The following is a 13,427-nucleotide window of genomic DNA, read 5'->3' as shown; positions in this document are numbered from 1 at the left end:
CTATAAATAGTAAAAAACGCTTTCTACTTTTATATTTTTCTTATCTCAATATGTCAATGAACTTTTTTCAATCGCTTAATCGTTTTTTTTCGTTTAATCGTTTAACCGATTTAACAAATCAACACATAAACTTTTGATTTGTGGAGAATAACGGAGTCGAACCGTTGACCTCCTGCGTGCAAGGCAGGCGCTCTAGCCAGCTGAGCTAATCCCCCAATCTTTTTTAATTATGAATTGTGAATTATGAATTATGAAATATTTCATAACCCCTCAACTCTAGAATTTCTTCTTTGTATTTAAGTAAATAGTTGTCTCGGACAGACTCGAACTGTCGACCCCTACATTATCAGTGTAGTACTCTAACCAGCTGAGCTACGAGACACTCTTATTCTTAAATTGTATTATTTGAACTAACAGCAAGAGTAATAAATTCTTAATCTTTGTTTCCACTTTCTCTTTTCGTCTCTTTCCCTACCGTGCTTATAAATAAGCTAACACTAAGGCTCTAGAAAGGAGGTGTTCCAGCCGCACCTTCCGGTACGGCTACCTTGTTACGACTTAGCCCTAGTTACCAGTTTTACCCTAGGCAGCTCCTTGCGGTCACCGACTTCAGGCACCCCCAGCTTCCATGGCTTGACGGGCGGTGTGTACAAGGCCCGGGAACGTATTCACCGGATCATGGCTGATATCCGATTACTAGCGATTCCAGCTTCACGGAGTCGAGTTGCAGACTCCGATCCGAACTGTGACCGGTTTTATAGATTCGCTCCTGGTCACCCAGTGGCTGCTCTCTGTACCGGCCATTGTAGCACGTGTGTAGCCCAAGGCGTAAGGGCCGTGATGATTTGACGTCATCCCCACCTTCCTCACAGTTTGCACTGGCAGTCTCGTTAGAGTTCCCGACATGACTCGCTGGCAACTAACAACAGGGGTTGCGCTCGTTATAGGACTTAACCTGACACCTCACGGCACGAGCTGACGACAACCATGCAGCACCTTGTAATTTGTCTTGCGAAAAGTCTGTTTCCAAACCGGTCAAACTACATTTAAGCCTTGGTAAGGTTCCTCGCGTATCATCGAATTAAACCACATGCTCCACCGCTTGTGCGGGCCCCCGTCAATTCCTTTGAGTTTCAAACTTGCGTTCGTACTCCCCAGGTGGGATACTTATCACTTTCGCTTAGCCACTGAGATTGCTCCCAACAGCTAGTATCCATCGTTTACGGCGTGGACTACCAGGGTATCTAATCCTGTTCGCTACCCACGCTTTCGTCCATCAGCGTCAATATATTAGTAGTAACCTGCCTTCGCAATTGGTATTCCATGTAATCTCTAAGCATTTCACCGCTACACTACATATTCTAGTTACTTCCTAATAATTCAAGTCTAGCAGTATCAATGGCCGTTCCACCGTTGAGCGATGGGCTTTCACCACTGACTTACTAAACCGCCTACGGACCCTTTAAACCCAATGATTCCGGATAACGCTTGGATCCTCCGTATTACCGCGGCTGCTGGCACGGAGTTAGCCGATCCTTATTCTTACGATACCGTCAAGCTCCTTCACGAAGGAGTGTTTCTTCTCGTATAAAAGCAGTTTACAATCCATAGGACCGTCATCCTGCACGCGGCATGGCTGGATCAGGCTTGCGCCCATTGTCCAATATTCCTCACTGCTGCCTCCCGTAGGAGTCTGGTCCGTGTCTCAGTACCAGTGTGGGGGATCTCCCTCTCAGGACCCCTACCCATCGTAGCCTTGGTATGCCGTTACCATACCAACTAGCTAATGGGACGCATGCTCATCTTTCACCGATAAATCTTTAATAATTAAATGATGCCATTCAATTATACTATGAGGTATTAATCCAAATTTCTCTGGGCTATCCCTCTGTGAAAGGTAGATTGCATACGCGTTACGCACCCGTGCGCCGGTCTCTAATTCCGAAGAACTATACCCCTCGACTTGCATGTGTTAAGCCTGCCGCTAGCGTTCATCCTGAGCCAGGATCAAACTCTTCATCGTATATTATGCGAGAACCATAAATGATTCTCTATTTATTTTTGACTGAAGGTCTAGTGGTTTTTTCAAATCTCTCAATTCTATTACTCTTATTCTTTTGTCTTTGAAATCTCTCTCAAAAACGGCTGTCAATTCAATATGTCTAGGAACGTGTCTTATCTTGTTTGCCAATCGTAGCAACACTTAACGTGTCGCTTGAAGCGGGTGCAAAAGTACAACTTCTCTTTTTATCTGGCAAGAAAAATTTGAAGTTTTTTTAGAAAAATTAATCTTTCTTTTCTTCTCTTCTCTCATCAGCTTATCAAGGAACGTTGCGCGTTTAGCGGGGTGCAAAAGTAACTATCACTTTTAAATCTCACAAGCTTTTTTGAAACTTTTTTTGAAAATAAATTTTCTGCTTTGTTTCGTTTGCTTGCCAGTATTTGAAAGAACGTCTACGTTGTTGCGGGTGCAAAAGTAGACTCTTTAAACCGTTATTCAATACTTTTTAATCTCTTTTCTTTGCTTTATTTGCGATTTATTTTTAACACATTGGAAATGTAGAACTTGAATATGGGGTTGGTTTGCGGTTTTTTAAAATTGTAGGGCAAATCTTTTAGGGATTGTAATGTTTGCACGGTTGCCATGGTTTTTTCTCTAACATATAAGTCATATAAGTTTTGTTTTAGTCCTTGTTGATTATGGGTTTTGATTCGGATTGTTAGACTTGAACCATATAAGTTATAGAAGATCATAGAAGCTGGAAGAAATTATCCTCTACCTGGCCCTCTCCGAAGAAAAAAAAGACTCTACGGATGTTTATTGTGGCGCTTTTTGGTTTTACGCTTTGCTGTTTATAAACATATAAGCTTTTCGTAAATACCTTATATGACTTATATGATGAGAAACAAGTACTACACTAGTACTTTATATAATTAAAAGGCCTTTATCAACTAGAGGTATAACGCTGCACCTTGAGCTACAATATCTAGTAAACAGCCTATCCTTATATATAGGTAACAAAAACAATTTTTGAAATCGAAAATTTATAGCGCACCTTGCCCTAGCCCTGATAGAAGTGAAAATCCTACTGAGCCGTTGTACGGCGAGGTAGATTGTAGCGAATAGCAGGAAATAGCTCCTAAAAACCCTCCCTTACTTTATATGCATAAGGGATCAACAGTACAAAACACTCCATTTTAGTATTACACCTATATTATATGGAACAAACCTTATATATATATTGTATGTATTTTTGTAATGTTTATATTTGCATTCTTAAATTAATAAACAATGATTAAGATTACTTTGCCCGATGGGTCAGTTAGAGAGTATGCGCAAGACGCAACTCCTATGGATGTTGCTAAAAGCATTAGCGAAGGATTTGCTAGAAATGTAATTTCGGCTTCTTTTAATGGTACAACTATTGAAACCACAACTCCTTTGACGACGGACGGTAGCCTTATATTATATACATGGAATGACGAAGGAGGAAAGAAAGCTTTTTGGCATTCGACTTCACACGTGATGGCACAAGTTCTTGAGGAAATGTACCCTGGTATTAAATTAACTCTTGGACCTGCAATTGCTAATGGGTTTTATTATGATGTAGATTTTGAAGAGCAAAAAATCACAGAAGCAGATTTTAAGAAAATTGAAGACCGTGTTCTTGAAATTTCAAGAGGAAAACATGAATTTAAATTGCGTCCAGTAACTAAAGCAGAAGCTTTGGAATTATACAAAGACAATGTTTACAAAACAGAAATGATTACAAATCTTGAGGACGGAACAATTACGTTTTGTGATCATGATACCTTTACAGACTTATGCCGTGGTGGACATATTCCAAATACTGGAATAATCAAGGCGATGAAAATCATGAGTGTTGCTGGTGCATACTGGCGTGGTGATGAAAAGAACAAACAGTTAACTCGTGTTTACGGAACATCATTCCCAAAACAAAAGGATTTAACTGAGTACCTATTATTACTTGAAGAAGCAAAAAGACGTGACCATAGAAAATTAGGTAAGGAATTAGAATTATTTGCTTTCTCAGCAAAAGTAGGACAAGGTTTACCGTTATGGCTACCTAAAGGAGCTGCATTGAGAGAGCGCTTAGAGCAATTCTTGAAGAAAGCACAAAAGAAAGCAGGTTACGAACAAGTGGTTACACCGCATATTGGACAGAAAGAATTGTATGTTACATCTGGACATTATGCTAAGTACGGAGCAGATAGTTTTCAACCAATAAGCACTCCTCACGAAGGAGAAGAGTTTTTATTGAAACCAATGAACTGCCCTCATCACTGTGAGATCTACAATGTGAGACCATGGTCCTACAAAGATTTACCAAAGCGTTATGCTGAATTTGGTACTGTTTACAGATATGAGCAAAGTGGAGAGTTGCATGGTTTAACCCGTGTGCGTGGTTTTACTCAGGATGATGCTCATATTTTTTGTACTCCAGAACAGCTTGACGAAGAGTTTAAAAAAGTAATTGACTTAGTACTTTATGTATTTGGTTCATTAGGATTCGAAAACTTTACTGCTCAGATATCTTTAAGAGACAAAGAGAATAGAGAAAAATACATAGGAACAGATGAAAACTGGGAGAAAGCAGAAAATGCAATTATCAATGCTGCAGCAGATAAAGGCTTGACCACTGTAGTAGAATATGGCGAAGCCGCTTTCTATGGTCCAAAGCTAGATTTCATGGTGAAAGATGCTCTTGGCAGACAATGGCAATTAGGAACTATTCAGGTAGATTATAACCTTCCCGAACGTTTTGACTTGACTTACAAAGGATCTGACAACGAATTACATAGACCCGTTATGATTCATAGAGCACCGTTTGGATCTATGGAGCGCTTTATAGCCATCTTACTAGAACATACTGCAGGAAATTTCCCACTCTGGTTAATGCCTGAACAGGCTATAATATTGTCTTTGAGTGAGAAATATGAAATATATGCCAAAAAAGTTTTAGATTTGCTAGAAAATCACGAAATTCGCGCCCTCATTGACAACCGAAACGAGACGATTGGGAAGAAAATTAGAGATGCTGAAATGCAGAAGATCCCATTCATGTTGATTGTAGGTGAAGAAGAAGAGAAAAACGGAACTATATCTATCCGTCGTCATGGACAGGAAGGAAAAGGGAATATTACCATTACAATAGAAGAATTTGCTGCTATTGTAGATGAAGAGATTAAAAAAACATTAAAAGTATTTACAGTTTAACTTAAATTATAAAGTCATAGCAATAAGAAGCAACAGAGGTTACCAACCTCGCGTAGAAAAAAAGGATGCCCACAGAATCAACAACAACATTCGTGGTATACAAGAAGTACGTCTTGTAGGTGAAAATATAGAGCCAGGAGTTTTTAAACTTTCTGAAGCTTTACGTTTAGCGGATCAATTTGAACTAGATTTAGTTGAAATTTCACCAAATGCTGAGCCGCCAGTATGTAAGATTATGGATTACAAGAAATTTGTTTACGAGCAAAAGAAACGTGATAAAATCTTAAAAGCAAAATCTACACAGGTAACTGTAAAAGAAATTCGTTTTGGTCCTCAAACAGATGAGCACGATTATGAGTTTAAGAGAAAGAATGCTGAAAAATTCTTAAAAGAAGGTGCGAAGCTAAAAGCTTTTGTATTCTTTAAAGGACGTTCTATTATCTATAAAGACCAAGGGCAAATCTTATTGTTAAGACTAGCTACTGATCTAGAAGAGTATGGTAAAGTAGAAGCGATGCCAGTACTAGAAGGAAAGAGAATGATTATGTTCATTGCTCCAAAGAAGAAAAAATAAATAAGTCGAAAGTCGAAAGTTCTAATGTCTAAAGTCTTTACTTTATGACTTTAAGACTTTCGTCTTTAAGAATAGAAGATAAGTAAGTAAGAATAAATTAAAACACTAGGAAAAAATGCCTAAAATGAAAACCAAATCTAGCGCCAAGAAACGTTTTAAAGTTACTGGTTCTGGAAAGATTAAAAGAAAGCATGCTTTTAAAAGTCACATCTTGACTAAAAAATCTAAAAAACGTAAATTAGCTTTGACACATTCAGCGTTAGTTCACAAAACAGATATGAAAAGCATCAAACAACAATTAAGAATCATCTAATAAGTCGAAAGTTAGAAAGTCTTAAAATTTTAAAGTCTACTGGCTTTTTACATTTGACTTTTAAAACATTAGACTAAAGAAATTCTTTAGGTTAAAACAATTTAAAATAACCTTGGAGTATGGCCATTAAGTGCTTTTGATTCAATTCAAGCCGCCTGCTACAAAAACACATAAAAATTATGCCAAGATCGGTAAATTCAGTTGCTAAAAGAGCAAGAAGAAAAAAAATAATGAAGCAAGCCAAAGGTTTCTTTGGTAGACGTAAAAACGTTTGGACAGTTGCTAAGAATGCGGTAGAGAAAGCAATGTGCTACGCTTACCGTGACAGAAAAGTGAATAAAAGAAATTTCCGTGCATTATGGATTCAACGTATTAACGCTGGAGCTAGATTGGAAGGAATGTCTTATTCTCAATTCATGGGTAAAGTGAAAAAGAACAATATCGAATTGAACCGTAAAGTTCTTGCAGATTTGGCTATGAACCACCCAGTAGCTTTCAAAGCAATACTTAATAAAGTAAAATAAACGTTTTATCAACTCAATTTAAGACTACTTACTTATATAGAAACCTCAATCGTAAGATTGGGGTTTTTTGTGTTTAAAAGGGTCTTAAATTGACTAGATAACAATAGTCGGATTGACAGATTAGTTAGTGTTATAATTAAATATAAATTAGTAATTTCGCAATATGGCACTAAAAAAGCTACAATTTCATCTTTATAATTTACTGCTAATTGTTTTTATACTATTGCAATCCTCATGTGAGAAAAAAAATCAAAATATAATAACCAACAAGAAGGACTTAACCGAAATAGATAAGCTCTTATCAGTTGCTCACAATTTCTACGAAAATCAACAATTTGATAGCTCTTATTACTATTACAATAAAGCTAAAAATACTGCCGAAATAAAACAAGATACTTCAAGGATTATACATTCTTTAAGCTGGCTGGCTCAAATACAAAGAAATCAAGGTGATTATACTGGAAGTGAAAGCACCAGTATTGAAGCGCTACCTTATATAGGAAATAAAGGTAAATTCCCATGTGGAGAAACGAATGTTTTCATTGGACTTGGTAATAACTACTTAATAACTAAAGAGAACGATAATGCAATCTATTATTTTAAAAAAGCAATCAACAGTAAAACTGATGAGACAACAAAATTTGGAATTTTAAATAATATAGGTATAGCCTATACTGAGAAAGGAAATTACGAAAAAGCTATTGAACTTTATCAAGCGTTACTTTTGAAAAAAAATATTATTGATAATCCTGAAATACATGCTAATGTAAAAAATAATTTAGGCCATGTATATGATAAAACTAAAAATAATCAAGCTTTATTCTATTTGAAACAAGGGTTAGAAATACGAGCAAATAATAAAAACAATTGGGGACTTCTTGGTAGTTTCTATCATATTGCTGAATATTACAAAACAAAAAATGTAACCCTATCTTGTAAATTTGCTCTGAAAGCATATGGAAAATCAACAAAATTAAAAAATGTAGATTCACGTTTAGAATCCTTAAAACTACTTATACAGAATAGCACAGGTAATGATTTAAAAAAATATTCATTACTTTATTTAAAAATCAATGACAGTATAACCACTGTACGTGAGCTTGCAAAGAATAATTTTGCAAAAATAAAATACGATTCAAAGAAAGAAAAAGACGAAAACCTAAAACTCAAAGAACAAAAAGTTAATGATATTTTAAAATTACAGGTGCAGAAGAGTAAAACTCAGGCACTCTATTTTGTAATTTTAATGATATTAATTTTAACTGGATTAATCTATTTTTATTTAAAATCGAAAAACAGAAGAGAAAAAATCCAAGCAGCTTACACAACCGAAATCAAAATTGCAAAAAAACTACATGATGAACTTGCTAATGATTTATACCAAATGATAACATTTGCTGAAACACAAGATCTTTCAACAGAAAACAACAAAGAAACATTACTCCATAACCTAGATACAATCTATTTAAGAACGCGCAATATTTCGAAAGAAAACAGTTATATCGACACTGGAATAAATTTTATACCAACTCTAAAAGAAATGATTACTGATTTCAACACTGATATTGCCAATGTATTAATTAGTGGTTTGGACAGCATCAATTGGATATCAATTGAAAACACAAAAAAAATAACAGTCTATCGAGTACTACAAGAGCTATTAGTTAACATGAAAAAGCACAGTAATTGCAATTTGGTTGTCATTTCTTTCAAGTTAAACAACAATACGATTGATCTTAACTACTCTGATAATGGAATTGGAGTTAAAGATCAAAAGATCAATAAGAAAAATGGTCTTGAAAATATTGAAAAACGTATTGAAGACATAGAGGGAACTATAGATTACAATTCTAAATCAAGCAGAGGCTTTACGGTTAATATAAAATTTCCAGTATAATACGGATTATGACTTAATATTTATCCATTTTATTTTATGAATAAACCAAGAAGTTTTTTTTTATAAAATGAACTTCAAGCCACCCCCTCCTTGTATTTTTCATAAAAAGTCTAAATAAATATTCCTACAACTTTTAGTTTATTTTAAACTGTATTTTTTAATAATATAATTTGTAATCGGTTTTAAAGACTTTCCCGTCTCTGGATGGAATCCAGGACCATTAAAAAGTTCAATAACTCCATTTCTTTTATAATACCAAATCAGCACTTTTTCATTCTTAAAAAATTCATGCTCCCCACTTGAATTTAACTTCACTAAACCTATCACTTTGTCATCAATGGGAACAATTATTTCCGAATGAACAATTCCTAATTTATCATCAGAACAACTCACTGGTTCATAATGATTTTCAATCCACTGCATACACTCCTTATTTGGAAAAAAAACTCCTTTTATAGTATACCCCATAAAAAACAACGATAAGAATACTGCAACAAAAATAGTAACTTTCTTTCTTACGCTTCCATTCACTACTACTCCACTCTCCTTACTTAATCCCTTACCAATTCCAAAACCAGCTGCAACTAGCTTTTTCTTTTCAACTAATGTTGCACCCCCTTGCTTAATTACCTCACTACTACTTTGCAAGTTTAAATACTTGTTATAAGGCCTTGGGCAAAAATCAACTAGTATGGCTGCTAATTCAATCCTAGATGAATTATCAGAATCTTTTTCGGCTTTCAAAAATGAAATTATAGGTTTGAATTTTCCAATATCAAAATTATCTATCGCTTTTCTTAAGTCTTGTCCTTCTTTTACATGGAAGAATAAACTAAATATATTTTCATCAGCACTAGTCAAGCCATTTTCAAATTTCATTAAACACAAGTTTCGCAATTGAGCAGGTGTAGGATTTAATAAAATTCCCGAAACGTCCTCCAATTTTGATACTTTGTAATGTGCTTTAATAGCACTTTTATATTCTTCAAAAGTAATTTTCTTCATAAGCATTTATCGGAATTAAACAGAAGGCGATAGAAACCTTCGGAATTATTGGAATCATCGGAATTCTTTGCCAACAGACCACCAAAGACAGCATTTCTTTGCTTCAGAATTAGTTCTTGTTTTAACATGTAATTAAAACAAATGTACAAAACTAGTTTTTAAAAGTGTCGCTAAACAGTATCACTCGTTTATTCGGGAAGTATAAATAAGATTATACTGTTACGCTACACTTCACTTCCCACAAGAGCTAAACAATCAATCCAAATGACATGATTGGTCAAATACAAAATATGATTTTAAATATCATACAGCCATTCCTATGTCAAATTTTAATTAAAAGTTATGAAAAAAACAGTCCTTATAGCCGTGTTAACATTTATGAGTATGATGACAATATCATGCACAACGGATGCCATAGAAAAAGACGATTTAAGAGCGAAAGATAGTGTTAAAACACTTAATGCCTCTGAACAAAAAATATTTACCAATGGTCCAGGTGATGATGTAATTCCAATTAAACCTTAATAAATAATATAAATAATTAAGTATTAATTACTAATTTCGGGGAAACTTTCAATTATGTTGCGTTCCCCGATTTTTATTTTACTACTTCTCTTTTTTATCTATTCTTGTGATAATATTTCAAAAAACAAAAAAAATCCTAAAACAGAAAAAACAAAAAATAGTAATAGCATTTTTGCAAGAGCGCTATTAGACAAAGCTGAAGATTTTAATTCAAAACAGGTTTTTGATAGTGCTTACTATTACTACAACCGATCCAAAATTAATTACGAATTAGAAAAAGACAGTTCGAAAATTGCTTTTAATTTGATTCAGATGGCAACAATGCAGCAAGTTTTAAGTGACTATATGGGAAGCGAAAAAAACCTAATTGAAGCATTACCATTTATACAAAAAGGGTCATTATATGAATCGGCAGCCTATAACTTACTTGGTATATCTTCAAAAGAACTTTCTAATTATGAAGATGCAATATATTATTATGATAAAGCTAAAACGAGCACGACAGATACTATAGCTCAAATTATATTGATTAATAATAAAGCCAACATTTATATAGATCAAAAGAAATACACTAAATCCATACAATTACTAGAACCTTTATTACAATTAAAAATTCTTGAAAGCAATGAAATTAGAAAAGCTAAAATAGTAGACAATTTAGGCTTTTCCTATTTTAAAGAAAATCAAATTCAAAAAGGGTTACCTATGATGTTAGAAGCTTTATCCATTAGAAAAAAGAACAATGATTTTTATGGAATAATAGGAAGCAATTTACATCTTGCAGAATATTATCAAAAAAAACAACCACAAATAGCAAATGAATATGCTCTAAATGCGTATCATACTTCGAGAAAGATTCACAATATCGATTCTAGACTAAAATCGCTTTCTTTTTTAATTACCACAAATTTTGATGAAAAATCAAACCAATTAGCAGTTGACTTTATAGCATTAAATGATAGTATTATTAAAGTTCGTAATAATGCAAAAAATCAATTTGTGAAAATTAAATTTGATACTGATAAAAATAGAGCTGAAAATCTTAGTCTTATTGCACAAAAAGCTGAATCTGATTTACACCTTGAAAGAGAAAAAAATCAAAAATACCTTTCTTATTTTGGAATTAGCCTTTTACTAATAGGGATATTCTTTATCGTAACTTACTTTCGAAATAGAAATAAACGCATACAAATTGAGGCAACATACAATACCGAAACTAGAATATCAAAAAAATTACATGACGAACTAGCCAATGATGTATTTCAAACAATGGCTTTTGCCGAAACGCAAGACCTTGTTTTGCCAAACAACAAAGAAACCTTACTCAACAACTTAGATACTATATATTCTAGAACTCGAAATATTTCTAAAGAAAATAGTACTATAGAATCTGGAATTCATTTCATACCTAATTTAAAAGAGATGATGTCAGGTTATAACTCATACACAACTACTATTTTAATAAATGAATTAGAATCCATCAACTGGTCTTCTATAGAAAACACTAAAAAAATAACTGTTTATCGTGTAATACAGGAACTCTTAGTTAACATGAAAAAACATAGTAAAAGCAGCTTAGTAGTTCTCTCCTTTAAAATAAATAAAAATATTATCTATTTTGATTACACTGATAATGGTATTGGAGCCAATTTTGAAAAAATAAATATAAAAAATGGACTCCACAATGTGGAAAACCGTATTCTAGCTATCAAAGGAACAATTACTTTTGACACTAAATCCGAAAAAGGATTCAAAGTAAAGATTACTTTTCCAATATAAATAATGAAACTATGTTCAAAAAAATTTTAATTGCTGAAGATTTAGATAGTATCAGTATCGCCATTGTACAAGCTTTGGAAGAACTTTCGATTTCTGAAATTCACCATGCAAAATATTGTGATGATGCTTTATTGAAAATAAAAAAAGCATTACATGACGATCTCCCATACGATTTATTAATAAGTGATTTATCGTTTAAAATTGATCATAGAGAAAATATATTAAATTCTGGAGATGAACTTATAGAAGCCGTTAAAAAGATTCAGCCAGAAATTAAAACAATCGTGTTTTCAATTGAAGACAAAACATACCGCATAAAATCATTATTTAATGACTTGGGAATTAATGCGTATATATCAAAAGGACGAAACAGTATACCCGAACTCCAAAAAGCCATTCGTAGTATTTACCAAAATGAAGAAAAAATCATATCATCTGAATTATCGTATGCTTTAAGAGATAAATCTTTAATAGAAATTGAGGCATATGATATTTATTTATTGAAATTTTTATCCAAAGGACAAACTCTCGATGAAATAGGTATTGAATTTAAAGCAGCTAGCATTTCCCCAAATGGTTCCAGCAGTATTGAGAAGAGAATCAATAAATTAAAAATATACTTCAAAGCCAATAACAATGTACACCTCATTGCCATTGCTAAAGATTTAGGCCTCGTATAAACTAAATTATTTTTCTTTCTACTTTACGTTTTCCCTCAAGGAAGAGACTTTTACAGGTTGTAGTTTTGAATTAAATTAATTTAAAGCATTCAGTCAAAAATGGAAAACAAAGACACTCCTTTTTTAATAGATTTCACAATAAAAAAGAGCAAACCTCCAAAAAACAGTGAATGGGACAAATACCTAGAAGATTATAATAATTACACTAAAAAATACATCAAGCATTATAAGAAGTCATTGACAGGGAATACTATTTCTTTATCAATATATCCTTATATGAAAATCAAATCTGAAGTTATCGCTGAAAAATTGTACAAAGCACAAATCCAAAGTGCATTAACTACAAAAAAGGTAGAACGATTTATTCAAATAAAAATGAAACTGGTGAAAACTGTTTGTTAAAGTTAAAAAAAAATCCAAAATGAGGTTTCCCGTAAGGAATCGATTTTTTTATAAATTAATTTTACAAAAAAATACCACCATGATTTCCAAAATTGAAACATTTCGACTACTAATCATATGCTTATCAATAACTATTGGCGGATGCGAACAAAAAATAAAAAACCAAAATGACAAGCAAATAGTTATCAAAAAAAGTGATTCGGAAAATAAAAAAATAAAAAAGAACCTAATTTCTATTCCCTCAAAATATAAAGATCATGTTTGCGGTACAGATGAAGATGGAAATAATGTTCAAGGTCATATCACTGTAGAAGGTGAAAATGGTATTGGAATTTTAATTGACAATAAAGGACATGAAACAGAAATAGTATTTGAGATATTAAACCGAAAAAAAATAATAGCAACAGATATTGAAGGATTCAAATACAAACTTAAAATGGATTAAAACCGAGCTGTTGCTAACTATTTATAAAAAATTTCAGTAAGTTG

At 33.2% G+C, this 13,427-nt stretch carries 12 protein-coding genes, 2 tRNA genes and 1 rRNA gene; 10 read left to right on the top strand and 5 right to left on the bottom strand.

The window, feature by feature from the left end:
- Positions 1 to 141: 141 nt before the first annotated feature.
- The 4 genes from AB3G36_RS08475 to AB3G36_RS08460 all read right to left on the bottom strand — a co-directional run bounded on the left by AB3G36_RS08475 (position 142) and on the right by AB3G36_RS08460 (position 2,191).
- A tRNA-Ala gene (locus AB3G36_RS08475) sits at positions 142 to 215 on the bottom strand.
- A 93-nt stretch (positions 216 to 308) separates the two neighbouring features.
- A tRNA-Ile gene (locus AB3G36_RS08470) sits at positions 309 to 382 on the bottom strand.
- A 127-nt stretch (positions 383 to 509) separates the two neighbouring features.
- A 16S ribosomal RNA gene (locus tag AB3G36_RS08465) occupies positions 510 to 2,023 on the bottom strand.
- A gap of 3 nt (positions 2,024 to 2,026) precedes the next feature.
- The gene (locus AB3G36_RS08460) at positions 2,027 to 2,191 is read right to left on the bottom strand and encodes a hypothetical protein (protein WP_367753418.1); all 165 of its coding nucleotides are present in this window, start codon (positions 2,189 to 2,191) and stop codon (positions 2,027 to 2,029) included.
- 1,101 nt (positions 2,192 to 3,292) lie between these two features.
- On the opposite strand from AB3G36_RS08460, the gene thrS reads away from it, so the two are divergent.
- The 5 genes from thrS (at position 3,293) to AB3G36_RS08435 (ending at position 8,547) form a co-directional block, all read left to right on the top strand.
- On the top strand, positions 3,293 to 5,239 hold the full coding sequence (thrS, locus tag AB3G36_RS08455) for a threonine--tRNA ligase (RefSeq protein ID WP_367757857.1): 1,947 nt from the start codon (positions 3,293 to 3,295) through the stop codon (positions 5,237 to 5,239).
- A gap of 76 nt (positions 5,240 to 5,315) precedes the next feature.
- Positions 5,316 to 5,813, top strand: a complete 498-nt coding sequence (gene infC, locus AB3G36_RS08450) for a translation initiation factor IF-3 (protein ID WP_218058910.1) — start codon at positions 5,316 to 5,318, stop codon at positions 5,811 to 5,813.
- Between the two features lie 115 nt (positions 5,814 to 5,928).
- Positions 5,929 to 6,126 (top strand): 50S ribosomal protein L35, encoded by a 198-nt coding sequence (gene rpmI, locus AB3G36_RS08445; RefSeq protein ID WP_022827375.1) that lies wholly within the window; start codon positions 5,929 to 5,931, stop codon positions 6,124 to 6,126.
- A 179-nt stretch (positions 6,127 to 6,305) separates the two neighbouring features.
- Positions 6,306 to 6,650, top strand: coding sequence for a 50S ribosomal protein L20 (gene rplT / locus AB3G36_RS08440; protein WP_187019961.1), 345 nt, complete (start codon positions 6,306 to 6,308; stop codon positions 6,648 to 6,650).
- A 163-nt stretch (positions 6,651 to 6,813) separates the two neighbouring features.
- On the top strand, positions 6,814 to 8,547 hold the full coding sequence (locus AB3G36_RS08435; protein ID WP_367757853.1) for an ATP-binding protein: 1,734 nt from the start codon (positions 6,814 to 6,816) through the stop codon (positions 8,545 to 8,547).
- A 138-nt stretch (positions 8,548 to 8,685) separates the two neighbouring features.
- Here the strand turns inward: AB3G36_RS08435 and AB3G36_RS08430 are convergent, their stop codons facing one another.
- Positions 8,686 to 9,552: a hypothetical protein gene (locus AB3G36_RS08430; RefSeq protein WP_367757851.1), complete on the bottom strand. Its 867-nt coding sequence runs from the start codon at positions 9,550 to 9,552 to the stop codon at positions 8,686 to 8,688.
- Positions 9,553 to 9,936: 384 nt separating this feature from the next.
- Between AB3G36_RS08430 and AB3G36_RS08425 the strand changes: the two genes are divergently transcribed.
- From AB3G36_RS08425 to AB3G36_RS08405, 5 genes are all read left to right on the top strand, one after another.
- On the top strand, positions 9,937 to 10,077 hold the full coding sequence (locus AB3G36_RS08425) for a hypothetical protein (protein WP_367757849.1): 141 nt from the start codon (positions 9,937 to 9,939) through the stop codon (positions 10,075 to 10,077).
- Between the two features lie 54 nt (positions 10,078 to 10,131).
- Positions 10,132 to 11,856, top strand: coding sequence for a hypothetical protein (locus AB3G36_RS08420; RefSeq protein ID WP_367757847.1), 1,725 nt, complete (start codon positions 10,132 to 10,134; stop codon positions 11,854 to 11,856).
- A gap of 11 nt (positions 11,857 to 11,867) precedes the next feature.
- Positions 11,868 to 12,536 carry a response regulator transcription factor gene (locus AB3G36_RS08415; RefSeq protein ID WP_367757845.1) on the top strand — a complete coding sequence of 223 codons (669 nt, stop codon included), beginning with the start codon at positions 11,868 to 11,870 and terminating at the stop codon, positions 12,534 to 12,536.
- A 99-nt stretch (positions 12,537 to 12,635) separates the two neighbouring features.
- Positions 12,636 to 12,938 (top strand): hypothetical protein, encoded by a 303-nt coding sequence (locus tag AB3G36_RS08410; RefSeq protein WP_367757844.1) that lies wholly within the window; start codon positions 12,636 to 12,638, stop codon positions 12,936 to 12,938.
- Positions 12,939 to 13,017: 79 nt separating this feature from the next.
- Positions 13,018 to 13,383 (top strand): hypothetical protein, encoded by a 366-nt coding sequence (locus tag AB3G36_RS08405; RefSeq protein ID WP_367757843.1) that lies wholly within the window; start codon positions 13,018 to 13,020, stop codon positions 13,381 to 13,383.
- Positions 13,384 to 13,427: the final 44 nt, after the last annotated feature.

The sequence above is a fragment of the Flavobacterium sp. WC2430 genome, assembly GCF_040822075.1.
Lineage (GTDB): Bacteria > Bacteroidota > Bacteroidia > Flavobacteriales > Flavobacteriaceae > Flavobacterium.
The sequence above is the reverse complement of the archived record's forward strand: the minus strand, read 5'-3'. Positions and strand labels throughout refer to the sequence as shown.